Below are 24,169 nucleotides of genomic sequence, written 5' to 3'. Positions count from 1 at the left end.
CTCAAAGTGCCGGTGGGTCGTATGCACCATGTGGCTTGTTGATCGACAGTTGGTCTTCGCTCAGGCCCAGCCAACGAAGGCTGCGCCTGACCTCGGCGGCCAGCAGAACCTTGTGTTTGATCATGAAGTCGACGATCGGGCCAAGGACCTGCCATTGCTTTCGGTTAGCTTTGCCTTCGCGAATCAAGGTGGCGAATTCGGGCAGGTAGGGGTTGTAGCCGAAATGCTTGAGATCGGAGTACATCAGCAACCAGTTGATGGGATAGTTGCTGAATATCGGGCTGGCATGTCGACTGCTGCGCACCAGGCCGAGTTGTACCACCTGTTTCATGATGGCCTCTTGGTCGTAACGCCAGGCATGAAACGGTGCAAGGTAGCGTGGAAAGCGCGTTTCTTGCGCATAGCATTGCGGATCGAAGAAGCGGTGCAGTTCGTCGTTCGAGAATTGATCGCTGCGTGCGAGTTCGGGTGGTAACCACGACACCTGTTCGATCAGCGTGCGTGAAAACTCGTAAAGCATACGCTCGGGTTCCGGTTGTCCCGGCGAGTAGCCGGCCAGCACCAGCGGCACCTGTTTCTCGATGGCCAGCTTGATGGCATCGCCTTCGAACAACGGTGCGTAGACATACGATACGGAATACACGGCGCCGCGTTCTTCCTGGTGCGTCAGGATGTAGCGGAACAGCTTGCGATAGAAAGTCTCCGGCGGTCGATAGACGACATGATCGATAGCTAGTTTGGCGATGACGCGACGTATGTTGTCCCATGCGATCGGCGGGATGTTGATGTCCGTCGTGAAGGCGAGCAGGCGGAGATGTGGGTAGTCGGTTTTCAGCTTGTACAGTAGATAGACACTGTCTTTGCCGCCACTGAGCGGCACGATGCAGTCGTATTCACCCGCGCCGCGAGTTGTGGTGAGGGTTTGTTCAAGATTGGCCTCGAAATCCAATCGTTGCTGGTCAGAGGCGGCGTTGTCTTGCGTATCGTGCGCGGTGCACAGGTTGCAGATGCCTTGGTTGTCGATCCTTACTCCGGGTACCTTGTCCGTGATCAGGCATCGCTTACATTTTCGAATCGCCAACTCGCTTCTCCATCTGCTGCTCGGGGAGTCTAGACCACACTGTGGTGATGTGAAGGCCAGGGTTCGTTGTTGAGCGACGTCGAGCCGGGTGATCCAAGATCGACCGGTGTGCGTAAACTGTTCTTAAGGTACTGCGTTTGAATTGAGGGCGATTGGCGTGAGGCGATGCTCAGCGGTGTGTTTGTTGGTGCTGTTGATGACGGGCTGCTCGAGTCCGGCGCTTTTCGTCGCGAATGGGCTGGCGCGTTGGGATGGTTATCAACGCACGTCTGGACTGCAATACGGCCCGCACGACGCCAATCTGCTCGATGTGTATGAACCGGGTGGCGATGTCGCCGGTGTGGTTGTTTTCTTCTACGGTGGATGTTGGGGCGCCTGCACGAGCTATCCGCGCGAGTACTATCGCTTTGTCGCACAAACGCTCGCCTCGCGCGGCTATGTGGTCGTCGTTCCGGACTACCGACAGTATCCGATTGCGCGTTTTGCGCAGATCAGGGATGACGCCGTGGCGGCCGTCGCCTGGGTCCAGGACAATGCCGGGTCATTCGGTGCGAACAGTGCCCCATTATTCTTGATGGGCCATTCGGCGGGCGGTCATATCGCGGCGATGTTGACCGTTGATGAGCGTTTGCTCGGCGATGACCGGCATGCACGACTTGCGGGTTTCGTGGGCCTGGCCGCGCCGTACGATTTCGATTTCGACCGCCCCTATCTGCCGAAGGTGTTCGCCGGCTTGCCGTATGCCGATTCGCAGCCGAGCCGCTTCATCGAGGGCAACGAACCGCCGCTGTTGCTGTTGTGGGGACGTGCCGACGAACAGGTCTACGAGCGCAATATCGTGACAATGCAGCAGACGCTTGTGCAAGCGGGGGGCGATGTCGAGGCGCACCTGTACGATGACCTTGACCATACCGACCTGCTGGCGGCGTTCGCCATCCCGTCGAGGGATACATCGCCGGTCGTGGCTGATATTCTTGGCTTTCTGCAACGGCATCGCGACTCCCCCTGATTGAAGCGAACGGGGTGGGTCGGCCCGGCTTGGGAGAACGGTCCACCATGCGTCTTCTTGTCACGATCGGATGGGTGATGTTTCTGGCGTTGTCGGCGAGTGCCGAGCAAAACGTCAATCCCGATATCAACCGCAATTATCAGAACCCGAATGTCACGCAATGGCGCGGCGTGTTCGAACGTGACGGCCGCGAGGTGTGGGATCGGCGAGACGACATCATTCGCCAGCTGCGCCTTAAGCCTGGACAGAAGATCGCCGACGTGGGGGCCGGTACCGGCTTTTTTACCTTGATGATGGCGCAGGCCGTCGGCCCGACCGGCAAGGTATATGCCGTCGATATCGCCAAGAACTTCGTCGATGCCAGCGTGCAGCGCGCCAAGGATCATGGCCTGCAGAATGTTGCCGGCGTGGTCAACGATGCGCACAGCGTGCGACTGCCGGCGAACGCGGTCGACCTGGTATTCACCAGCGACACCTATCACCATTTCGAGTATCCGCAATCCACACTGGCGAGCATCCATAGTGCCTTGGTGCCCGGCGGGGAAATGGTGGTGATCGATTTCAAGCGTGTGCCGGGTATCAGCAACCCCTGGGTGCTGCAGCACGTGCGTGCCGGTGAGGCGACGGTGACGGCCGAGATCGAGTCGGCAGGTTTCGAGCTGGTTGAACGCCTCGACTTTATGCAGACGCAGTATTTTTTGCGGTTTCGTAAGCGCTAGCAGGGCTGCCGGGAAAGGGCGGGCCTCTGTGAAGGCCCGCCGGTCGACGGATGTGACGGTCAGATGAAGTAGGTTTTCAACGGTGGGAAGCCGTTGAACTCGATCGCCGAATAGCTACTGGTGTAGGCGCCGGTCGAGAACCAGTACAAACGGTCTTCAACGGACAGATTCAGTGGCAGCGGATACTTGTAATTTTCGTACATGATATCGGCGCTGTCACATGTCGGCCCGGCCAGCACGACTTCTTCGAGTTCGCCCTTCTTCTCGGTCCAGACCGGAAATTTGATGGCCTCGTCGAGTGTTTCGATCAGCCCCGAGAACTTGCCGACGTCGGTAAATACCCAGCGGTTGAGGCCGGTGCGCGATTTACGCGAGATCAGCACAACCTCGCTGACCAGGATGCCGGCGTTCGAGATCAGCGATCGGCCCGGCTCGAGGATGATGCGGGGCATGTCGTCGCCGAAATCTTCCTGCAGGTAGCGTGTGATTTCTTCGGCATAAGTCGCCAGGTCGTTGGTCTTGGTGATGTAGTTGGCTGGAAAGCCGCCGCCCATGTTGATCATTTTGAGTTCGATGCCGTCTTCATCGCGCAGGCGTTCGAAGATCAGGCGCACCTTGCCGATCGCGGCATCCCAGGCGCCGATGTCGCGTTGCTGCGAGCCGACATGGAACGACACGCCGTATGGCTCGAGGCCGAGATCGCGCGCCATGATCAGCAGATCCATTGCCATGTCGGTCTGACAGCCGAACTTGCGCGACAGCGGCCAATCGGCGGTCTGAGTGCCTTCGGTAAGTATGCGGACGTAGACGCGTGACCCGGGCGCTGCCTTGGCGATGTGGCGCAGATCGCTTTCGGCATCGGTGGCGAACATGCGCACGCCGCGATCGTAGAAGTAGCGGATGTCGCGGCTCTTCTTGATCGTGTTGCCGTAGCTGATGCGTTCCGGCGCAACGCCGAGCGACAGGACCTTGTCGAGTTCGTAGATCGATGCGATATCGAAGTTCGAGCCCTTGTCGCGCAGCAGTGTCAGCACTTCGGGTGCGGGGTTGGCCTTGACCGCGTAGTAGACGTCGGCATAGGGGAAGGCGCCGACCAGTTCTTCGTACTGCTGGCTGATGGTCTGGGTGTCGACGACCAAAAAGGGTGTTTCCTTGGTGTCGGCGAAGGCCTTCAGGCGGTCGAAGGTGGCTGAAGTGTAGTAATCGGAGATGACGGGGATCACTGGTCTGTGGTTTCTCTGCGGGATGGAAATTGCCCCGGATATTAGGCCGGGAATGACCAACTGCATAGGATACGCGAAAATTTTTTGCGGCTGCGCGACGCGCTGGCGCACATTTTCCGAAGGCGCCGCTGGTCTTTTGTTGCAATGCTTCCGAGGATGGCGGATAGAATCCGGTAAGCGGGGGACCGTTTTTCCTATGACCTACTGCGCAGTACCGGGGAAAGCAGGTGTCGGGTCGGGCGATGTGATGGGGCTCAAATCGCCTTTTTGGGCGTGATCGTGCTGTGGGGGAGAATATGAGAAGGCTTCAAATTGCGCTTCTGCCTTTAACGTTCGGTTGTCTTTGTTCGCTGGCTGCGTTGGCGGAAGAAACGGAAAAGGGTCTGCCGTTCGATGTGCGGTCGATCCAGATCGACGTCATGGGCGGTTATTCCGGGGATACCGTCAAGGAAGAGAATGCAGCGGCGGATGAATCGGAGGAAAGCTGCAAGGATTTTCAGCTGACTGAAGGTGAGGTCTCGCAGTTCTTCGACAATGCCAGGCGCGCCTCACCCAGCGAGTATCTGCATGATCTGAAAGCATCGAACTGCTATGTCACCGGGAGCCTGGTGGCGAAAGATGGTTCGGAAGGCACCTGGAAAATCGATCGTTCGAAACGAGGGTTCGTCATGCTGGCCGGCGGCGAACCGGGCTTTTACGTCTGCGAAGGGTGTAAGGGTCAGAGTTTCTATGATTGATTCGGTGTCGTGCGGCAGCGGCATCTGTCGGTAGGCACGCCCTTTTCCTGATCCAGCGGCGGGCGTTGAGGTTCGCGTGCTGTCGGCAAACGCAGCTTGCCAGACTGGTCGATAATACTTTCTGTATCAAATGCTTGTGGCTGATTAGCAGCCGCTTGTCGGTATTCTGTCCAGCTTTTTCTCTGTTCCCAGCGCTCGTCTAGGCGTTGTCTTTGTTCTATATTTGTTCTCCATCTTCCGTATGAGTGGTGATGCCCGGGGTTAGTCGGGCAGGGCAGGGTGTGCGCTGCGATGCAGGTTGTGAATCTCGATGAACTGAAACGCGACGGGCGCCTGTGGCAGGGGCGGCGCAACACGCTGGCTGCCGATCATGTGCTGCCGAGCGGCTGGGCGGTGCTCGATGAGCTGCTCGGTGGCGGTTGGCCGCGTGCTGCGCTGATCGAGATCCTGAGCGACGGGCACCAGGGGTTGCCGTTGCTGTTGCCCCTGCTGGCCGACCGGCGGGTCGCGGCACGTTGGCTGGTGTGGATTGCGCCGCCGTATGTGCCGTATGCACCGGCACTGGCGGCACGCGGCATCCGCGTCGAACAGTTGTTGCTGGTCGAGGATGTGTCGGCCGAGCAGAGTCTGTGGGCCGGCGAGCAGGCACTCAAGTCCGGGGCCTGTGGTGCGGTGCTGTTGTGGCCGGGCCAGTTGCAGACGGCCCAGCTGCGTCGCCTGCAACTGGCTGCCGAGCAGGGCGATTGCCCGGGCATTCTGTTTCGTTCGCCGCGTGCGGCCTCACAGGGCTCGCCGGCGGCGTTGCGTCTGCGGGTACGGCCGGCACCGCTCGGCCTGGAGGTCGAGGTGCTCAAGCGACGCGGTGCCTGGGGCAATGCGCGTTGCGTGGTGCCGTTGCGCGCGTATGTGGGAGGCGGCGATGTGTTGCGCTGAGCGGCGTGATGGTCTCGTCGCCCCGTCCCGCAACGGTCTGGCATGAGGTGCCGACGTGTTGTGGCTGGCGCTCTATTTTCCGCAACTGCCGCTCGAGGTGTTCGTGCGCGGTCGCCAGCAGGCCGGTGCACTGGTGGTCGTCGAACAACAGGGCGGGCGCGAGCAGGTCAGTCGCTGTAACGCTGCCGCGCAGGCCTATGGCATTCGTCCGGGCCTGATGCTGCCGGCGGCGCTGGCTTTGTGTGCCGGGCTGTCGGTACAAGCGCGTGAACGCGCGCGTGAACAACAGGCGCTGCACGAGTTGGCCTTGTGGGCTTATCAATTCAGTGCGCGTATCAGTTTCGAGCCGTCGTTGTTGTTGCTCGAGGTCGGTGCCAGCCTGCGCCTGTTCGGTGGTCTGTCTGCCTTGATGGCGCCACTGCTGCGTGAGCTGGGGCAAATGGGTTACACGGCGCAGTATGCCGTGGCGCCGACGCCGACCGCGGCCGCTTTGCTGGCGCGTAACCGTCCTGTGACCGAGGTGTTGGATCGGCAGCAAATAGACGCTGCCGTGCACGATCTGCCGCTGGCCTGTCTGACCCGTGACCAACAGGTGCGCGACCTGATCCGGCATATCGGCCTGGGCAGCATCGGCGATGCCCTCGATCTGCCGCGCCCGGAGCTGACGCGGCGTACCACGCCAGCCCTGTCGATGCTGTTGGACCGCCTGCTCGGCAGAATGCCGGACCCGCGCGAGGCCTGGCAGCCACCGCAGCACTTTGCGCAGACGATCGAACTGCTCGGCGAGATCACACATACCACCGCCCTGGTGTTTCCGGCGCGGCGTTTGATGGTGTCGCTGTGCGGTTTTCTGCGCGGTCATGGTGGGGGTGCGCAGCGTCTGCAATGGCACCTGACGCACCGCGACCTGCCGGCGACCCATTTCGGTCTGGGTATGCTCGATCCGAGCCGCGATCCCGACCATATGCTCGAACTGTTCCGCGAACGCATCGAGCGTCTGCAACTGCCGGCACCGGTCATCGAGATCCGCTTGGCGGTCAGTGATTGGCAGGCCTTCGAAGAACGCAGCCTGACGCTGTTCGACGGTCAGGCCGATGTCGACCATGCCTTGCTCGAACGTCTGCGCAATCGTCTGGGTGAACAGCGTGTGCGTGGGCTGCGTTGCCTGGCCGATCATCGGCCCGAGCGCGCCTGGTGTCTGTGCGAGCCGGGCGAACTGCCCGATGTATCCGATCATTCGGCCGTTGCGCGGGCATCGCATCCGCCCTGGCTGTTGCCGCAACCGCGCCCGTTGCGTGAGCGGCAGGGCGTGCCGCAATACGGCGGTGAACTGCGCCTGGAACAATTGCCCGAGCGTATCGAGACCGGCTGGTGGGATGGCTACGACATCACACGCGATTATTTCATTGCGCACAGCCGGGCCGGTGAGCGCCTGTGGGTGTTTCGTGATCGGCGCGGTGGCGGTTGGTATCTGCACGGCCTGTTCATCTGAACCATGCATTACGCCGAACTGCACTGCCTGAGCAATTACAGCTTTCTGCAGGCTGCCTCGCAGCCTGAGGAACTGGTCGAGCGTGCGCATGCGCTGGGCTATCGCGCCTTGGCGATTACCGATGAGTGCTCGGTATCGGGTGTGGTGCGTGCGCACCAGCAGGCCAAGCAGCTCGGCCTGCAGCTGATCATCGGCACCGAGATCCGTTTAAGTGACGGGCCGACGATGGTGTTGCTGGCGACCAACCGAGCCGGTTATGCGCAGCTATGCCGGCTGATTACACATGGGCGGCGGCATGCCGGTAAAGGCAGCTATGTGTTGCAGCGTGCCGATCTCGAACAAGGCCTGTCGGATTGTCTCGCCCTGTTGCCGTTCGAGCACGCACTGACGGATGAGGCTTTTGCCTGGTTTGCTAAAAACTTCGAGGGGCGTGCTTGGCTGGCCGTCGAGTTGTTGCGCGATGGGCAGGACGATAGTCGCCTGCAACGCAGTGCCGACATCGCGGCACGCTATCAATTACCGCGCCTGGCCAGTGGCGGTGTGCGTATGCATGTACGCGGTCGGCGCGCCTTGCACGATGTGATCACGGCCATTCGTTTGAACACGCCGGTGGCGGCGTTGGGTTATGCACGCTTGTCGAACGGTGAACGCCACCTGCGCTCGATCGATGATCTCGCTGATTTATACCCAGCCGCCCTGTTGCAAGAGACATTGCGTGTCGTCGAGCGTTGTCGCTTCTCACTCGACGAGGTGCGTTATCAATACCCGGATGACGTCACGCCGACAGGTATCACACCACGCGCCTATCTGCGCCAACTGACCGAAGAGGGCGTGCAACGACGCTGGCCGGACGGCTGTTCATCAGCGGTGCGTAAACAGATCGAATACGAACTGGCATTGATCGCCGAGCTGGAATACGAACCGTACTTTCTGACGGTATGGGACATCGTGCGCTATGCGCGCGAGCAGCAGATTCTGTGTCAGGGGCGCGGTTCGGCAGCCAACTCGGCGGTGTGTTACTGCCTGGGTGTCACCGAGGTCGATCCGGCGCGCATGAACCTATTGTTCGAGCGCTTCATCTCGCGTGAGCGCAACGAGCCGCCGGATATCGATGTCGACTTCGAACACCAGCGTCGCGAAGAGGTGATCCAGTACATCTACAACAAATACGGTCGTGATCGCGCCGCGCTGGCCGCGACCGTGATCACCTATCGCACACGCAGTGCGGTGCGTGATGTCGGCAAGGCCTTGGGCCTGGGCACCGAACAGGTCGAGGCCTTGATCGCGAGTGTTGCTGCGTGGCGTCGGCATGCTGAGATCAAGCCGGAGCATCTGGCCGAGGCCGGTTTCGATCCGGCCAACCCGGTGTTGCAGCGCCTGCTCGTGCTGGTGAATACCCTGCGTGGTTTTCCGCGTCATCTGTCGCAGCATGTCGGTGGTTTCGTGATCGCTGCCGGCCGGCTCGATGAATTGGTACCGATTGAGAATGCCTCGATGGCCGAGCGCACCGTCATCCAATGGGAGAAGGACGATCTCGAGGCGCTCGGTCTGTTGAAGGTGGATGTGCTGGCGCTTGGTATGTTGTCGGCAATCCGGCGTGCGTTCGATCTGATCAATCGGTATCGAGGTAGTGTCGGCGAGCTCTTGTGCCTGGACAGCGTGCCGGCCGAAGACCCGAAGGTATACGCGATGATTCAACAGGCCGACACGATCGGCGTGTTCCAGATCGAGTCGCGTGCGCAGATGTCGATGCTGCCGCGTTTGAAGCCGAAGAACTATTACGATCTGGTGATCGAGGTCGCGATCGTGCGCCCGGGTCCGATCCAGGGCGACATGGTGCATCCCTATCTGCGGCGGCGGCAGAAACTCGAGGCGGTCGACTATCCGTCGGAGGAGGTGCGCTCGGTGCTCGAACGCACGCTCGGTGTGCCGATCTTTCAGGAGCAGGTGATCAAGCTGGCGATGGTCGCGGCCGGATTCACGCCGGGCGAGGCCGACCAGCTGCGGCGCGCGATGGCGGCATGGAAGCGGCGCGGTGGTCTCGAGCCGTATCAGAAAAAGTTGATGAGCGGCATGCAGGCACGCGGTTATCGACGTGAGTTTGCCGAACGGGTCTATCGCCAGATACTCGGTTTCGGTGATTACGGTTTTCCCGAATCGCACGCCGCCAGCTTTGCCTTGCTGGTGTATGTCTCGGCTTGGCTGAAGTGTTATCACCCGGCGGCCTTCTGTGCCTCGCTGATCAACAGCCAGCCGATGGGTTTTTATGCGCCGGCACAACTGGTGCGCGATGCGCGCGAGCATGGCGTCGAGGTGTTGCCGGTCGATGTCATGCGCAGCGATCGGGATTGCAGCCTGGAAAGGCCGGATGATGGTTATGGGCCGGCGTTGCGCCTGGGATTGTGCCTGGTGCGCGGGCTGTCGCAGGCAGGTGCCGAGCGTATCGAGGCGGTACGGCGTGAACAGGCGTTTGTCGACATTCAGGACCTGACCCGGCGCGCCGGCCTGAACCGTGCCGACCTGAAAGCACTGGCCGCAGCGGATGCCTTGCAAGGACTGACGGGGCATCGTCACCTGGCGGCCTGGGAGGTGGCCGGCATCGAAAATGCGCAGGCACTCGACGGGTTGGAGCGTTTTCGCGAAACCAAACCGCGACTGCGCAAACCGAATGCCGGGCAGGCGGTGCTGGCCGACTACGCACAGATGGGGCTGACACTGCGAGAGCATCCCTTGGCATTGATTCGCCCGCATCTGCGCGCACGCGGCCTGTTGTCGTCGGCCGAGGTTGCACAGCGTGCCCCGGGCGAGATCGTGCGCGCCGCCGGCCTGGTGCTGATCCGCCAGCGTCCGGGTAATGGCCGGGCGATTTTCGTCACGCTCGAAGATGAATGCGGCGGCATGAATTTGCTGATTTGGGCCGATCTGGCCGAGCGTCAACGCAAGGTGCTGCTGGGTTCGCAACTGCTTGGCGTGGTTGCCGAAATACAACGCGCCGACGGTGTGCAGCACCTGATGTGTCGACACCTTGAGAATCACAGCGATCTGCTTGGCGGATTGCCGGTGGTGTCACGCGATTTTCACTGAACGGTGCACGCAACGCCTGCTAACTTGATTTATATCAGCAGAACGAAACGGCACATGGGCTGCGGCGCTAAAGAAAACGCCCCTCAAGCCGCGATCAACAAGATACGGATTCTAAGGACAACCGTGATATGCGAATCGCTACCAGTTATAGCACTGCAGCGGATGAGCAGACGGCCGTTACGGAACTGACGGACGCTATTGAAGGCGCATCCCCCGATCTACTGATTGCATATGCATCGGTAGGTTATTCCGCTGAACAGATCCTGCCGCTGCTGCAGAACAGATATCCCGATACGCCGATGCTCGGCGGCACCTCCTGCCAGGGCGTGATGAGCGCACAGGGATTTCATTCGCGCGCTGGATCAGGGGTCGGCATGTTCGCTGTTTTCGATCCGAACGGCGCCTATGGTGCTGCGGCAGAGCCCAGCGGTGACGATGCACGTGCGGCGGCAAAGGCGGCGACCGAGCGCGCGCTCGAGGTGGCTGGTCGTGCCGGTGAAATGCCGACACTGATCTGGCTATCGGCCGCACCCGGCAGAGAGGAAGCGATACTCGCCGGCATCGCCGACGTCGTCGGACCGAATGTGCCGGTGGCCGGAGGCAGTACCGCTGACAACGACGTGTCGGGCAAGTGGCACCAGTTCTGCGACTGGCACAGTTTTACCGATGCCGTATCCGTGGCCGTGTTATTTCCCAGCACCTCGGTAGCCTGGTCGTTCCACAGCGGTTATCAACCCACGGAGCACAAAGGCCGGGTGACGCGCGCCGAAAACCGGACCATTCGCGAAATCGATGGCCAGCCGGCTGCCGATGTCTATGAAGCCTGGACGGCCGGCGCGCTGCAGGGGCATACGCGTGAACCCTGCAGCGTATTGTCCGGTACCTCGCTGTTTCCGCTGGGCAGACCGATAGGCGCCAATGAAGGTGTAGATTATTTCCGCTTGTCACATCCCGAGGCCGTGACCGAAAGCGGTGGGCTGCGTCTGTTCACCGACGTCGCCGAAGGTGACGAGATCGTCTTGATGACCGGCGACCGCGAGTCATTGTTGACCCGCGCCGGACGCGTTGCCGTGTCGGCGGCGCGCTCGGTCGATATGCAGACCGATGACATCGCCGGTGCGTTGGTGATCTATTGCGCTGGTTGCATGTTGACGGTACAGGACCAGATGCATCGTGTGCCTGCGGAAATATCGGCGGCCTTGGGTAGCGCGCCGTTTCTCGGTGCCTTCACCTTCGGCGAACAGGGCTGCATCAGCGAGGGGCGAAACTACCACGGCAATCTGATGATCTCAGTCGTGTTGTTCGGCAAGGTGCAGCATGAGTGGTAGCAGCGACAGCGCTGAGCTGTTGCGCGAGGCGCTGATCGATCTCGAACGCCTGCGTGATCGCGAGGCTCGTCTGCGCCAGACCAACGAGATGTTGCTACAGGGATTACACAGCCTCAGTTTCGCCGAAACGCCCAAGGCGATGTTCGATGAGCTCTCGACACTGATGCGTGAATCGATGGGTTGTCGCGACGTCTTTGTCCTGCGGATCGCTGAAGACGGCGTGATCGACGTGCCGTTTGCCAGCAATGCGCTGTTTGAAAACAGTCGCTGGTACCACGGAAACCTGTTTGATCGGGTTGTGAGCGGCGAGACCGTGGCCAGCTTCGATGTCTCGCAGATCTCAGAATGGCAGGTTCAGCCGGAAGGGGTTCACAAGATCGTCACCTCGGCGCTGCATGGGCCGCTGACCTACGGTGGACGGTCGGGGCTGCTGATCGCGACGAGCCCGGAGCGCGGGCATTTCTCGCGCAGCCACACGCAGATCATGCGACGCATGCTGCTGTTGATCGAACAGGCGCTGGTGCATATCGAGATTCACGAGTCGCAGCAGCGCGAACAGGCGTTGTTGATCGACCGCGAACAGCTCAAGGAAATGGTCGACGAACGCACCGCCGAGTTGGCCCATGCCATGCAGCTCGCGGTCGAGGCCAACGAATCCAAAAGTCAGCTGGTGGCGAGCATGGCGCACGAGCTACGCACGCCGTTGCACGCGATCATCGCCTTCTCCGACATGGCGCTGAGTCCGGATCACTCTACCGACCAGCAAAAGATGCTGCGTTATTTCAACCGCATCCAGAGCGCAGGAACGACACTGCTGAACCTGGTCGACGAACTGCTCGATCTTTCCAAGATGGAGTCGGGCAAACTCGAGTTTTCGTTTCAGCCGGCCGAGATGAGCGGCCTGGTGAATGCGGTGATCGGCGAATTCGAGTCCATGGCGCATGCGCGAAGCGTAAAGCTGTTCGCGGCGGTGGATCCGGTGGTGGGTGTGGTCGATGCCGATCGCATCAAGCAGGTTGTGCGCAACCTGATCAGCAATGCACTGAAGTTCTCGCCGTCCGGCTCAACGATGCATATCACCTTGACCGGCAATCAGTCGCAGTTGTTGTTATGCGTTGACGACCAGGGAGAAGGTATTGCCGATGCGGATAAGGAACGCATCTTCGACGACTTCGTGCAGACCGCAAACGGTGCGGCCAAAGTCGGCGGCAGCGGCCTTGGGCTGGCGATCTGCCGCGAGATCGTGCGCGCGCATCATGGCAGGATCTGGGTCGAGAACGCCTCCGGCGGCGGCGCCAGTTTTCGTGTCAGCCTCCCCGTAGGGGCGGGGCTGGCGCGCCACATCGCTTGATCGGCGGGGCCGCGCGTTCCGCCAACTTTCCCGGCAACTTCACCAACTGAAGTAGCTGAACCCCTGCTCCTGTAGCAGCATGATGTCTTCGACCCCGATCGGTACGACCTTGGCATATTCGACTAGGTTCTCTTCGGTCCAGCCGAGGGTGTCCATCGTATTTTTGCAGGCATGAAACGCGACGCCATAGGCTGCCAGCGACGATGCGCGCTCACGCGCTTCTTCGTCGACCGGGCGTTCCGGCGGATCGCCGAGCAGATGAATCCCGGGCCCGAAGCAGGCGACGATAATCTGCACATTGTCGCCGTGTTTACGAATCAACTCGCCCACCGAGAACATGATGTGCGACAGGTAATCGTTGTCGGCCTTGTTGCACTGATAGACGATCTGATGCTCGGATTTGTCTTCGAAGTGTGTGTCGGTGTGGTGCGCCTGTGCTTGCTTGAGCGCAAACAAGCCGCCCGCGGCGCTCATCCATTGAATCACGCGGCGTCGCGCTGTGTTGACTGATGGCATTGCTGTCCTCTGTCTGCGGTTACCAGGGGCTGCGACCTGCGCGCCCCTTGTTGTTGTGGTGGTTATTCATTAGACAGCGGATTCGTGGTTCTATTCCACTCGGGGAGCAACGGACGCGGTTCGGGACGAAACTTCGTCGCGTGTTCGCAGTCTAGAGCGGGAAGCCAGTAGGAATACCAGTCTCTGTGAAAAGGTTATTCGACATTCGCCAGGTGAGCGGCATCGTCCGTGCGGTCGTGCTGATGGCGCTCGCCACCGCATTGGTCGCCTGTAGCCGCACCGAAATGCTGTACGAGAACGCCGATTGGCTGATACTGCGGTGGACCGGCGAGCTGGTCGACGCCAGCGACGAACAGCGCGAGGCGTGGCGCGAACCGTTTGCCGGGGTGATGTCGGATCACCGTCGCCAGCTGCTTTCGCCGGTCGTCGAGTGGCTGAATTCCGCCGAGGTCCAGGTCGCCGGGCATGCGACCGCCAGCGACATTCAGTGCCTGATGGACAGCGCCGACCAGCTCTATCGACGTCACGCGGCGCTTGCCGTGCCGCTCGGCATGCAGGTCGTCGGCGAACTGTCCGCCGATCAGGTCGCTCACCTCGAAGACGAGTTGCGCGACCGCGATGAAGACTACCGTGACGACTATCTACAGGAAGATCCTGAGGAACGTCACGCAGACAGGGTCGAACGGTATGTTGAACGGTTGGAGCGCTGGAGTGGCGATCTGACCGCATCGCAGGTCGGCATGGTGGACGATGCCGTCAAACAGATGCCGGATATTGCGCAGGACTGGTTCGCGTACCGGCAGCAACAGCAGCAGACGCTTGTGCGCCTGTTGAAGCAAGGTGCATCCGAGGAAAGGCTACGTGACCACCTGCATGCCTGGTGGGTTGAGCGTGCGGATCAGTCGCCCAAGCTGCTACGCAGCAGCGACGAGTTTCGCCGGCAGTGGAGCAGTCTGACCGCCGATCTGTTCAACAGCATGGACGACGATCAGCGAACGACCCTGATCGGCAATCTGCGTGAGGTGCGCAACGACCTCGCACGGTTTGTCGATCAAAGCCAACCGACCGTGATGCTGGCCGACCTCGGTTCAAAGAACTGCCCGTGATGCCTGGCCATTGCCGGGCTTGAAAGCTCACCAAGTGGCTGCGGGCTGATTGCTCGAAACCTGAAGGCTTTTGCGTACGTCGGCCAGCAGTTCTACGGCGTTCGGATGGCGATCTTCTTCTTTGCCGGCCGCTGCGCTGATCAAGGCCATGGCCGAGTCGATCTGTTCCGGGGTGAACTTGTCGACGCTGGGCGCCAGAAACTTGCGTACATTGCTGCGAACCTCGGTGCCGTCACCGAGCAGGTGAGCGCTTGAGATCAAAAGGCCCGCGGCGTCCTTTTTCGACAGGCTGAAATCGTTCTCGAACTTGTCGAGCAGCAGGCTCTTGTCTTCTTTCGAGATGTCGCCATCGGCCTTGGCGGCGGCCACCATCAGGATGGCGGTCGCATCCATCGGGCTGGCGATCTTGAACACCGGGTTACCGTTGTATTGCTTCTTCCACTTGCGGCGACGGTGCCACAGAAACGGATTCAGGCCGCCCAGATCGAAGCCGGCTTCGGCGAGGCGGTTGAGCAGAATGAGAATGGTGACAGTTGTCCCTAAGATACCAAGCAGAATATGCATGTCCCGGTCCCTGGATTGTTATGTTGCTATGGCTAGTCGGCGGCTAGCATTTTTGCCGATTATGCCCGGCCTAGCGGCGGCTTGCCTACATTCCTGAGGCGTTTGGTGAAACTCGTTCCTTTACTTTGCCAAGCGACGAAGGTGGCGGCTTTCGTCATTCCCACTGCCGAAAGTTACCCTCGGCGACCAGTTCCTGCATGGTGACGCCAAGGGTTTCCATGAACCCGTTGCGGTCACCGCTCCATTGCAGATGCCGGCCGATGAACACATCGCAAAAGAACGGCACCAGGATGGCTTCACCCTTGGGTAGTGCCATGCCCAGACCGTGCAGGTAGACCGGCACGATGGGTACATCAGGACGGCGCTTGGCCAGATGCGCGACGCCGGTCTTGAATTTCCCCAGGCGCTCAGGCTCGCCGCGGCTGCCTTCCGGAAACAGGATCAGTATTTCGCCGCGGTCCAGCGCATCGACCATGTCGGACAGCGGATCTTTGTGACCTGCCTTGACCTGTCGTTGTAGTGGGATGATGCCGATGATGTTGAGGGCGAACCAGCGCGTGAACGGCTTGGTCATGAAGTAATCCATGGCCGCTACCGGACGGATCTTCGGCAGTAGCCGCAGCGGAAACAACGACATCAGCACCAGCGTATCGAGGTGGCTGTTGTGGTTTGCAACGACAACTGCCGGCCCCGCATTCGGCATCAGCTCGCGCCGTCGAACATGCAGGCCCAACACGATCAGCACCAACGGTCGAACGATCAGCGCGAAGAACAGGAACCGCAGCGGATGTGCCATGTCGTTCAGTAGTGCAGGTAGTAGACCAGGTGGAAGAACAACGGCGCGGTAAAGGTCAGGCTGTCGATGCGGTCCATGATGCCGCCATGCCCCGGTATCAGGCTGCCGCTGTCCTTGACGCCGATATCGCGTTTGACCGCTGAGATCACCACGTCGCCGATAAATCCGGCCAGCCCAATGAGTAGGCCGGTGGCGGCGGCAGTCCAGCCGTGTAACGGTGTGAGATAAGGGCCGATCAGCCAGGCCAGCAGCGTTGTCGTCAGCACACCGCCGGCGAGTCCTTCGACAGTCTTCTTCGGACTCACCTTGGGCACAACTTTGTGCTTGCCGAACAGTTTGCCCCAGGTGTACTGCGCGACATCGTTGAACTGGGTCAGGAAGATCAGGAACAGCATCAGGCCCGCCCCGCCGGCGACCGGGTTGCGTTCTTCCGGCAGGGCGAGCAGATAGGCGGCGTGACTGATGCTGAACACGGTCGTCATCAACGCCCAGTGCAGCGTGCCGGCTGCCTTGAGAAAGCCCTCGGTCTGCCCGGCCAGCACCATGCGCGCCGGGATCAACAGAAACAGGTACACTGGGATAAAGATGATGAACATGCCGTACCAGCCGATCCACACCCAATAGAACTGGAGCGGAATCGCCAGAAAACCCCAGAAGATCACGCGACGATCGGCCCGTCGCGTCGACATCATCGACAGGAATTCCTTGAACGCGAGGAACGAGACGAATCCCAGCAGCACGATCGAGAACGCCGGGTTGAACGCGATAGCCAGCGTGAAGATGCCGACCATGATCCACCAGGATTTGATACGCGCGGCAAGTTCGCTGTAGTCCTTGTCCGAGCGCAGTTGCAGCAGCCAGGTCAGTGCGCTGGCGAACGCCAGCAGGGCGAAGATGCCGCCCAAGGCGATGCCGACCGGCCCGATCTCGAAATCGTTCATGCCTCTTGCGCTCCGTCACTCTCGCGCAGCGCCTGTCGAGCGCGGTTGAGCAGCGTCATCACCGACAGCGCCACCATGAGCCACAGCAAGCCGGTGCTCCAGGCGCCGGGCGTCACACCGAGGCCCAGCAACAGGCACAGAAAGCCGAACGCGAACGCGCGGTCGCTCTTGCCGAACGGACCGTCGTAACGGCGGCTTGCGCCGATCTGGATGGCGACCACGCCAACCATCTCGACCATGATGGCAATGACGGCGATCAGCACGACAGGCAGCGCGTCGACGCCGGGCACCAGGGCGAGCGGTAGGTACAGCGCGCTGTCGGATACCACGTCGCCGATTTCGTTCAGCACCGCCCCGAGCCGGCTCTGCATCTGGTGTTCGCGCGCCAGCATGCCGTCGATGGCGTTTAACGCCATACGTACGAACAACCACAGCGGCATCAGCAACAGCAACCATTGCGTCGCCGGAAATGCAGCGATAGCTACGCCAAGCATGATCGACAGCACCATCGCCGCGAGCGTCACCATGTTGGCGGTGATGCCGTTATTTACGAGCGATTGATTCAGTGGGCGCAACAGTGCCTGAAAGCGAGGTTTCAGGTCATAAATACTCGGCATGGCGTATCCCTACGGCAGGCATCAAATGGAAGGCGTTAGCTGACGCGATTTACAACGCGACGTCTTTTTCGCAACGGGCAGACGCGCGATGCCGCGTCATTCGCCCTGTCTGTTGTTCGGCCGCGCCGCGTGATTATGCCTAAAAGACGCCGCTTTGAAATCTCGGTATCTCCGACGAGGCTGTCGAAGCGGATTGTGACCGGGTATGAATCACCGGGAGCCGTCTATCGTCAACGCCTGGAGTCGGGCAGTGGCATATCGCATAATCGCGCTCCGTCGTCAGTCATCCGATGTCAGTCCCGTGTCTTCTGCAGTATCTTCTTCCTCCGTTTCGCTTCCTTTCATTCCCGACCTCAGCGCAGAACAGCGCGTGGCGTTGCAGGCCAAGGCGGCACAGATTGCCGGCGTTCAGCCGTCGTTCGCCGACGTGTTGGGGGCGACAGGGCAGGGGCCGGAAATGCAGGTGATACCGGCAGGTGTCTTCGAAATGGGCTCGCATCACAGCGAGTTCGGTCACCGGCTCGAGGAAGGACCGGCCCACTACCAGCAGGTTGCCCATCACTTCGCCATCGGGCGTTATCCGGTCACGGCAGACGAATTTGCGCTGTTCGAGCGTGACAGTGGATGGCGTTGGCGTTCCGATCTCATCCGAACCGCAGGCCGACATCCGGTGATCAACATCCGCCATGGCGAGGCCGAGGATTATTGCCGCTGGCTCAGCGATCGCAGCGGCCACCGCTACCGGCTGCCGAGCGAGGCGGAGTGGGAATACGCCTGCCGCGCAGGCTCCCTCACGCCGTTTGCATTCGGCGAATCGGTTAGCTGCAAGGACGTGCATTTCAAGGCGACCTTCCCATACGACGAAGCACGCAAGAAGAAGCGTTGGTACCTGCCCAAGTGCGTGCCGGTCGCGCATACCCTGCCTGTCGGCAGTTACCGGCCGAACGCCTGGGGACTGTACGACATGCACGGCAACGTCTGGGAGTTCACCGCCGACAACTGGACCGAGTCACACGTGAACCTGCCGCGACGCCATCCGGCGCCGAAGGCCCGCCGCAATGATTGGATCACGGTACGTGGGGGCTCCTGGTTCGATGCGGCAGTGTATGCGCGTAGTGCCGCCAGACGCATGCGTCTGCGCGATGAACTCGATGTCAATCTCGGATTCCGCGTGGTGCGCGATCTGCCGCAGTGAAGCGGTGCCGGGTCAAGGTTTGGCGCCTACGCATACCGCCGTGCCGGCACAGGCGGCTGCAATGGCCCGTGCAGGTGTTCGCGGGCCGCATCAGCGTTTATCTCGGTTTGTGTCAGGTCAGCGACGCATCGCCCCGGCGGGTTGAAGTTACCCACGTTCATCGGTCTGCAGAGGGTCTGCGAATGGGGGCACTTGCCGCCCGCTCCGTGGGCACATCATTGAGTGCAAGTGGGCGGTCAACCGTCATTATTTAAAAACACGCGACATCACCCGAGGCCGAAGCCGGCGATTCAAACGACTGAATTTTCAAGAGATTTGGTGGGTTACAGCGACATAATGGGCGCACTGTCTTAACCTGCGTTATGGGGTAAAACAGGTGCAAAAACGTGTTTTTTGGGGTGAAAAACGTGAAAAATGGTGCGTCGCGCCAAAAAAACCTTTGGCGGGTTGGGCACGCACAAACCCCTCTCGCGCCAAAACGCGATGAAGCAGGTTCGTCCGAATCTAAATATAGAAGCAGCGCTCAATAACGCAAGTGCGCTGGTCCATTAACCAGATCGCAGCGCGCTTGGCAGGCCGGGAGCCACGTTGGCGGTGGGTCGGTCCGTTCACTCCGGTCGTCGGGCAGGCTACCGAAGGTCGGGCGAACCAGCGGCGGCCGCCTGCGGCTCGTGTACGTCATCCCGGTGACCTCGCCGTCGTTCGAGTCGCCCGGTAGCCCTGCGAAGCCGACAAGCACGGCTTCGGTGCAAACCCGACTACGCAAACGTCGCCGCCTCGTTGTGCTAAGCGAAGCTCAAGCCATATCGATGCAGGATCCTGCCCGCCCCGGTCGGAGGCCGACCAATTGCTGGGCAAACCGACATGCTTTGCACGGCTGGTGGTGGTCAGTCTTTCATCGCCGATGGTAGAGTTCTGCGCCATGAAATGGCTTTCGTGTATCGCGTTGGATTTCCGTTGAGCATGCAGTGGCAGCATTTGCTCTCACGCGCCCGGCTGGGCTCGAGTGAACCCCCCAAAGCGTCATTTGCGCGCACCGATTTTCAACGTGATTTCGACCGCGTGGTGTTCTCCTCGGCGTTTCGCCGCATGCAGGACAAGACGCAGGTCTTCCCATTGTCGAAAGTCGACTATGTGCGCACCCGTCTCACGCACAGTCTTGAGGCCTCGAGCATCGGTCGCTCATTGGGCACATTGGTCGGCGAACAGGTGATTGCACGCCATGGCCTCGATCAGTTCGAGGCAGCCGATTTCGGCGGCATCATCGCGGCCGCCTGCCTGGCGCACGATATCGGTAATCCACCGTTCGGCCATTCCGGTGAAGACGCCATTCGTAACTGGGCGCAGACCGCACCCTATGGCGCGCGCCGTGTGGCGATGCTCAGCGGCAGCGAGCGCGAAGACTTCCTGTCGTTCGAGGGCAATGCACAGGGCTTTCGCATCATCACCCGGCTGCAGAACCCGGATAACCCCGGCGGGTTGCAACTGACTTGCGCGACGCTGGCTGCGTTCACCAAGTACCCGCGCGAATCCTTTCTCGGCGGCAGTCGCTTCGATGGCGTCAGCGCCAAGAAGCAGGGCTTCACAGCCGCCGATCGTGCCGCCTTCGAGACCGTCGCCGAGGCTGTCGGCCTGATCGCGCGCGACACTCATCATGCGATGTGGTGCCGGCACCCACTGGCATTCCTGGTCGAGGCGGCCGATGACATCAGCTATCGCGTGATCGACATCGAAGACGGCTACCGGCTTGGTCATTTCAGCTACCAGGAAGTGCTCGATCTGTTTTGGCCGCTGATCAGTGACCCCGACCGTCAACGTCCGCGCCTCGAGCACATCAAGGATGCGAAAAACCGCGTCGAGTTTTTGCGCGCCAAGGTCATCAACGAGATCATCAACCAGGTGGTGACCTGTTTTCTCGATAACGAAGCTGAGATCCTGGCAGGGCGCTTCGATATCCCACTGCTCGAAGAGTTGCCCCTGCGCTCGTCTCTCGACGCGCTGATCGATTCGGCCCGACAGCGCATCTATTGCGCACCCGAGGTGGTCAGCATTCAGGCCGCGGGCTTCCAGGTGGTCAGTGACCTGCTGGAACGCTTCGCCGAGGTCGTCGACGACGTGGCCGAACACGGCGAGCGCGCATCGTCGCGCAGTCGCATGTTGATTCGCCTGGTCCCGGAGCAGTTCATCGGGCCCGACAATGTACCGGCCGAAGATCCCTACCAGCGTCTATTGCTGCTCACCGACTTCGTCTCCGGCATGACCGATTCGTATGCGGTCAGCCTGTACAAAAAGGTTACCGGTATCTCGCTGCCGGGTGGTTGAAGCCGGTGCAACTCCAAGCAACAGGCGCGACACCTGGGGGTGAGTGATGTGTGGCCGATACTTCCTGCATTCGACGGCCGACAAGCTCACGGCGCTGTTCGGCGAAATGCCGATGCCGTTGCTGTCTCCGCGCTACAACATCGCACCGACACAACCCATCCCGATCATCCGCCAGGATGCGCAGGGCCGACGCGAAATGGTGTTGGTACGATGGGGGCTGATTCCGAGTTGGTCGAAGGGACCGGACAGCCGCTACAGCATGATCAACGCACGCCTGGAAACCGTCACCGAGAAACCTGCATACCGCAACGCCTTCCGTTATCGTCGCTGCTTGATTCCTGCCGATGGCTTTTATGAGTGGCATACGAGCGGCGGCGCCAAGCAGCCCTACGTATTGCGCGCAGCAGATAAACAGCCGCTGGCGCTGGCCGGCCTGTGGGAGCATTGGCAGGACGCCAATGGCAACGAGATCGATTCATGCAGCATCCTGGTGAAAGCCGCAAACCAGCAGGTCAGTCGTATCCATGACCGCATGCCGGTGATCGTATCGCCGAAGTCGTTCGATCTGTGGCTGGACATACACAAGCAGAAACCGCAACCGATCGAAACGTTGCTGGCCGCTCAACAGGCGCCGGACCTGGCGATCTATCCGGTTGGCCGGGCGGTGAACAGCCCGAAGAACGATTCCTCCGACCTGCTCGAACCCGTGGAGCCAACAGACTGATGGCGTCGATCGACCGCTTGCTCGAGATCATGGCGCGCCTGCGCGACCCGCAGAACGGATGCCCCTGGGACCAGCGTCAGACCTACGCGACCATCGTGCCCTATACCCTCGAAGAGGCCTACGAGGTGGCCGACGCGATCGAACGCGGCGCCATGGATGAACTGCGCGATGAGTTGGGTGATCTGTTGTTCCAGGTGGTTTTCTACAGCCGCATCGCCGAAGAAGAACAGCGCTTTGATTTTTCAGACGTGGTGCACGGAATCTGCGACAAGATGGTACGGCGTCATCCCCATGTGTTCGACGACGCATCGTATGATGACGAGCAGCAATTGCACGCGGCCTGGGAAAAGAAAAAGGCCGAGGAACGCGCCGGGCGCAGTGACAGCGCAAAGCACAGCCAGATGGACGGCATCGCGCGCGCACTGCCGGCGTTGGTGCGTGCAGAGAAGCTGCAGAAGCGCGCGGCGCGTGTTGGTTTTGACTGGCCGAGCGCACAGGGCGCATACGACAAGATCCGTGAAGAGTTGGACGAGGTCAGCGAAGAGATGCAGGCGGGTGACGATGAATGCCTGCAGGACGAACTCGGCGACCTGATGTTTGCGATGGTCAATCTCGTCCGGCTGGCGGGTATGGATGCGGAGCAGACGCTGCGCGCGGCCAACGACAAGTTCGAACGTCGTTTCCGTGCGATGGAAACGACCTTGCATGACAGCGGTCACGCAGACCTCGGCAAGCTCGATCTGCAGGCGCTCGATGCCGCCTGGGAAGCGGTCAAGCGAAATGAAAAGACGGAACCTCAACGATAGAAAACGGGTCCTCACAGGCGTGCGGACCGATGGAAGTAAGGAGAGCGTTATGCTGACGAGCAAACGACTTATGGCGGTGGTGTTGATCGCTGCGAGCGGCCTGTTTGGCGGTTGTGCCGTCAACCCGGTGACCGGTAAGAACGAGATCGCCTTCGTTCCCGAATCGCAGGAGCTGGCGATCGGGCAGAAAAATTACGGCCCCTACCGTCAGGCCCAAGGTGGCGACTATGTCGTCGAACCGGAATTGAGCCAGTACGTGAAGTCGGTTGGTGGTCGCCTGGCTAAGGTCAGCGATCGCAAGCTGCCCTACGAGTTCAGCATCCTGAACGATTCCACGCCCAATGCCTGGGCGCTGCCGGGCGGCAAGATCTCAATCAACCGCGGCCTGTTGGTCGAGCTCGACAACGAGGCGGAGCTCGCTGCCGTCCTCGCCCACGAGATTGTGCACGCCGCGGCCCGTCATAGTGCGCAGGCGATGGAGCGGGGCGTATTTCTGCAGGGCGCCCTGGTGGCGGCCGGTGTCGCGCTCGGTGGCACGGACTATCGCGACGTCGGCATGGCGGCCGCCGGTGTCGGCGCGCAGCTGACCAATCAGAAGTTCAGCCGCGGGGACGAAAGCGAGGCCGATGCCTACGGTATGCAGTACATGGTGCGCGCGGGCTACGATCCGGCAGCTGCGGTGCGCTTGCAGGAAACTTTCGTGCGGCTGGCCGAAGGCAAGGAAGCGGACTGGCTGAGCGGGCTGTTCGCCAGTCACCCGCCATCGCGCGAACGTGTCGCGGCCAACCGCGAAATGGTCGCGAAGTTGGGTAACCCGGGGGGAGACGTCGGGCAGGCGCGCTACCAGAACGCGATCGCGCGCTTGAAGCGCACCAAGCCCGCGTACGAGGCCTACGATGAGGCACGCACGGCGTTCAAAGACGGCAAACTCGACACGGCCATGGCGAAGGTTGATCGGGCGATCAGCATCGAACCCAAAGAGGCGGCTTTCTACGGCCTGCGCGGTGAGATCCAGGCGGCCAAGAACGGCGACAAGAGTGCGCTGAAAGATCTCGACAAGGCAGTAGCCTTGAACCCCGACTACTTTCGACCGTTGCTGGTGCGGGGTTATATGCGCCAGGAAGCGGGCGATACCGGCGGTGCCGAACGCGACCTGAAACGTAGCCTGTCGTTGTTGCCGACGGCTGAGGGTTACTACAGCCTGGGCAACGTGGCCGCCAGGCAGGGCAAGGAGTCGCAGGCGATCGGCTATTTCCAGAAGGCTGCCACGTCGTCATCAAACGTGGGCAAGGCCGCAACCAAGCGCCTTGCACAGCTCGATCTGAACAAGAACCCGGCGCGCTACGTGGCAACCGCGATGGGCCTGAGCAAGGACGGTTACCTGGTGGTCAAGATCGCCAACGAAGCGGGCGTCGCCGTGCGCAACGTGCGGGTGGTTGTCGGACCGAAGTCGATCAACGGTGTGCGCAAACAGATCGAGTTTGGTATCGATCGGGTGCTCGACGCCGGCAAGGCGGTGCAGGTCAAAACCGATCTGGGACCGATGAGTGTATCCAAGGCGCGCGGTTACGGTGCGGTTGTCAGCAACGCGGAGCTGGCTCGCTAGCGCAAACGATCAGGAAGTC

At 60.9% G+C, this 24,169-nt stretch carries 21 protein-coding genes; 14 read left to right on the top strand and 7 right to left on the bottom strand.

The genetic code is table 11. From position 1 onward, the window contains the following. Position 1: 1 nt before the first annotated feature. A complete protein-coding gene (locus B1781_RS17820; RefSeq protein WP_334223772.1) occupies positions 2-1,081 on the bottom strand; it encodes an adenine nucleotide alpha hydrolase family protein in 1,080 nt (359 codons plus the stop codon). 196 nt (positions 1,082-1,277) lie between these two features. On the opposite strand from B1781_RS17820, the gene B1781_RS17815 reads away from it, so the two are divergent. Both B1781_RS17815 and B1781_RS17810 read left to right on the top strand, forming a co-directional pair. Beyond that, positions 1,278-2,090: an alpha/beta hydrolase gene (locus B1781_RS17815; protein WP_125932158.1), complete on the top strand. Its 813-nt coding sequence runs from the start codon at positions 1,278-1,280 to the stop codon at positions 2,088-2,090. Positions 2,091-2,137: 47 nt separating this feature from the next. Next, on the top strand, positions 2,138-2,809 hold the full coding sequence (locus B1781_RS17810) for a class I SAM-dependent methyltransferase (RefSeq protein ID WP_078120949.1): 672 nt from the start codon (positions 2,138-2,140) through the stop codon (positions 2,807-2,809). Positions 2,810-2,868: 59 nt separating this feature from the next. Here the strand turns inward: B1781_RS17810 and B1781_RS17805 are convergent, their stop codons facing one another. After that, positions 2,869-4,032, bottom strand: coding sequence for a type III PLP-dependent enzyme (locus B1781_RS17805; protein WP_174575415.1), 1,164 nt, complete (start codon positions 4,030-4,032; stop codon positions 2,869-2,871). A 359-nt stretch (positions 4,033-4,391) separates the two neighbouring features. Here B1781_RS17805 and B1781_RS17800 point away from each other — a divergent pair, with 359 nt between their 5' ends. The 6 genes from B1781_RS17800 (at position 4,392) to B1781_RS17775 (ending at position 12,957) form a co-directional block, all read left to right on the top strand. Beyond that, the gene (locus B1781_RS17800; RefSeq protein ID WP_078120947.1) at positions 4,392-4,769 is read left to right on the top strand and encodes a hypothetical protein; all 378 of its coding nucleotides are present in this window, start codon (positions 4,392-4,394) and stop codon (positions 4,767-4,769) included. A gap of 291 nt (positions 4,770-5,060) precedes the next feature. After that, positions 5,061-5,702, top strand: a complete 642-nt coding sequence (gene imuA, locus B1781_RS17795; protein ID WP_078120946.1) for a translesion DNA synthesis-associated protein ImuA — start codon at positions 5,061-5,063, stop codon at positions 5,700-5,702. A 55-nt stretch (positions 5,703-5,757) separates the two neighbouring features. Then, the gene (locus B1781_RS17790; protein ID WP_078120945.1) at positions 5,758-7,194 is read left to right on the top strand and encodes a Y-family DNA polymerase; all 1,437 of its coding nucleotides are present in this window, start codon (positions 5,758-5,760) and stop codon (positions 7,192-7,194) included. Positions 7,195-7,197: 3 nt separating this feature from the next. Further along, a complete protein-coding gene (locus tag B1781_RS17785; protein WP_125932157.1) occupies positions 7,198-10,278 on the top strand; it encodes an error-prone DNA polymerase in 3,081 nt (1,026 codons plus the stop codon). Positions 10,279-10,406: 128 nt separating this feature from the next. Next, entirely contained in the window at positions 10,407-11,606 is a 1,200-nt protein-coding gene (locus B1781_RS17780; RefSeq protein WP_078120944.1) for an FIST signal transduction protein, read from the top strand. Continuing rightward, entirely contained in the window at positions 11,596-12,957 is a 1,362-nt protein-coding gene (locus B1781_RS17775) for a sensor histidine kinase (protein WP_078120943.1), read from the top strand. Before B1781_RS17780 ends, B1781_RS17775 begins: the two co-directional genes overlap by 11 nt. A 39-nt stretch (positions 12,958-12,996) precedes the next feature. On the opposite strand, the gene B1781_RS17770 is transcribed toward B1781_RS17775, so the two are convergent. Continuing rightward, positions 12,997-13,473, bottom strand: a complete 477-nt coding sequence (locus tag B1781_RS17770) for a DsrE family protein (RefSeq protein WP_078120942.1) — start codon at positions 13,471-13,473, stop codon at positions 12,997-12,999. Positions 13,474-13,658: 185 nt separating this feature from the next. Between B1781_RS17770 and B1781_RS17765 the strand changes: the two genes are divergently transcribed. Next, positions 13,659-14,579 carry a DUF6279 family lipoprotein gene (locus tag B1781_RS17765; protein ID WP_125932156.1) on the top strand — a complete coding sequence of 307 codons (921 nt, stop codon included), beginning with the start codon at positions 13,659-13,661 and terminating at the stop codon, positions 14,577-14,579. A gap of 27 nt (positions 14,580-14,606) precedes the next feature. On the opposite strand, the gene B1781_RS17760 is transcribed toward B1781_RS17765, so the two are convergent. The 4 genes from B1781_RS17760 to B1781_RS17745 all read right to left on the bottom strand — a co-directional run bounded on the left by B1781_RS17760 (position 14,607) and on the right by B1781_RS17745 (position 17,497). After that, a complete protein-coding gene (locus B1781_RS17760; protein WP_078120940.1) occupies positions 14,607-15,143 on the bottom strand; it encodes a TerB family tellurite resistance protein in 537 nt (178 codons plus the stop codon). A 154-nt stretch (positions 15,144-15,297) separates the two neighbouring features. Next, on the bottom strand, positions 15,298-15,939 hold the full coding sequence (locus tag B1781_RS17755; protein ID WP_078120939.1) for a lysophospholipid acyltransferase family protein: 642 nt from the start codon (positions 15,937-15,939) through the stop codon (positions 15,298-15,300). Positions 15,940-15,944: 5 nt separating this feature from the next. Then, positions 15,945-16,880 carry a phosphatidate cytidylyltransferase gene (locus B1781_RS17750; RefSeq protein WP_078120938.1) on the bottom strand — a complete coding sequence of 312 codons (936 nt, stop codon included), beginning with the start codon at positions 16,878-16,880 and terminating at the stop codon, positions 15,945-15,947. Then, positions 16,877-17,497, bottom strand: coding sequence for a CDP-alcohol phosphatidyltransferase family protein (locus tag B1781_RS17745; RefSeq protein WP_078120937.1), 621 nt, complete (start codon positions 17,495-17,497; stop codon positions 16,877-16,879). Before B1781_RS17745 ends, B1781_RS17750 begins: the two co-directional genes overlap by 4 nt. Positions 17,498-17,840: 343 nt before the next feature. Between B1781_RS17745 and B1781_RS17740 the strand changes: the two genes are divergently transcribed. From B1781_RS17740 to B1781_RS17720, 5 genes are all read left to right on the top strand, one after another. After that, a complete protein-coding gene (locus B1781_RS17740; RefSeq protein ID WP_408646377.1) occupies positions 17,841-18,692 on the top strand; it encodes a formylglycine-generating enzyme family protein in 852 nt (283 codons plus the stop codon). 963 nt (positions 18,693-19,655) lie between these two features. Continuing rightward, positions 19,656-21,014 carry a deoxyguanosinetriphosphate triphosphohydrolase gene (locus B1781_RS17735; protein WP_078122119.1) on the top strand — a complete coding sequence of 453 codons (1,359 nt, stop codon included), beginning with the start codon at positions 19,656-19,658 and terminating at the stop codon, positions 21,012-21,014. Positions 21,015-21,060: 46 nt separating this feature from the next. Further along, positions 21,061-21,738, top strand: coding sequence for an SOS response-associated peptidase (locus B1781_RS17730; protein ID WP_078120935.1), 678 nt, complete (start codon positions 21,061-21,063; stop codon positions 21,736-21,738). After that, a complete protein-coding gene (gene mazG, locus B1781_RS17725; protein ID WP_078120934.1) occupies positions 21,738-22,544 on the top strand; it encodes a nucleoside triphosphate pyrophosphohydrolase in 807 nt (268 codons plus the stop codon). The genes B1781_RS17730 and mazG overlap by 1 nt, the downstream gene beginning before the upstream one ends. A 49-nt stretch (positions 22,545-22,593) precedes the next feature. After that, positions 22,594-24,150, top strand: coding sequence for a M48 family metalloprotease (locus tag B1781_RS17720; protein ID WP_334223770.1), 1,557 nt, complete (start codon positions 22,594-22,596; stop codon positions 24,148-24,150). The last annotated feature ends 19 nt before the right edge of the window (positions 24,151-24,169 follow it).

It is taken from the genome of Thiosocius teredinicola (assembly GCF_002009425.1).
Lineage (GTDB): Bacteria > Pseudomonadota > Gammaproteobacteria > Chromatiales > Chromatiaceae > Thiosocius > Thiosocius teredinicola.
This window is presented reverse-complemented; position numbering and strand designations above follow the sequence as displayed.

Coding starts and splice junctions, on each gene's coding strand:
- B1781_RS17775 (WP_078120943.1), top strand. CDS start 11,596: ATGAGTGGTAGCAGCGACAGCGCTGAGCTGTTGCGCGAGGCGCTGATC.
- B1781_RS17720 (WP_334223770.1), top strand. CDS start 22,594: ATGCTGACGAGCAAACGACTTATGGCGGTGGTGTTGATCGCTGCGAGC.
- B1781_RS17780 (WP_078120944.1), top strand. CDS start 10,407: ATGCGAATCGCTACCAGTTATAGCACTGCAGCGGATGAGCAGACGGCC.
- B1781_RS17730 (WP_078120935.1), top strand. CDS start 21,061: ATGTGTGGCCGATACTTCCTGCATTCGACGGCCGACAAGCTCACGGCG.
- B1781_RS17735 (WP_078122119.1), top strand. CDS start 19,656: ATGCAGTGGCAGCATTTGCTCTCACGCGCCCGGCTGGGCTCGAGTGAA.
- B1781_RS17770 (WP_078120942.1), bottom strand. CDS start 13,473: ATGCCATCAGTCAACACAGCGCGACGCCGCGTGATTCAATGGATGAGC.
- B1781_RS17785 (WP_125932157.1), top strand. CDS start 7,198: ATGCATTACGCCGAACTGCACTGCCTGAGCAATTACAGCTTTCTGCAG.
- B1781_RS17760 (WP_078120940.1), bottom strand. CDS start 15,143: ATGCATATTCTGCTTGGTATCTTAGGGACAACTGTCACCATTCTCATT.
- B1781_RS17815 (WP_125932158.1), top strand. CDS start 1,278: ATGACGGGCTGCTCGAGTCCGGCGCTTTTCGTCGCGAATGGGCTGGCG.
- imuA (WP_078120946.1), top strand. CDS start 5,061: ATGCAGGTTGTGAATCTCGATGAACTGAAACGCGACGGGCGCCTGTGG.
- B1781_RS17750 (WP_078120938.1), bottom strand. CDS start 16,880: ATGAACGATTTCGAGATCGGGCCGGTCGGCATCGCCTTGGGCGGCATC.
- B1781_RS17810 (WP_078120949.1), top strand. CDS start 2,138: ATGCGTCTTCTTGTCACGATCGGATGGGTGATGTTTCTGGCGTTGTCG.
- mazG (WP_078120934.1), top strand. CDS start 21,738: ATGGCGTCGATCGACCGCTTGCTCGAGATCATGGCGCGCCTGCGCGAC.
- B1781_RS17745 (WP_078120937.1), bottom strand. CDS start 17,497: ATGCCGAGTATTTATGACCTGAAACCTCGCTTTCAGGCACTGTTGCGC.
- B1781_RS17755 (WP_078120939.1), bottom strand. CDS start 15,939: ATGGCACATCCGCTGCGGTTCCTGTTCTTCGCGCTGATCGTTCGACCG.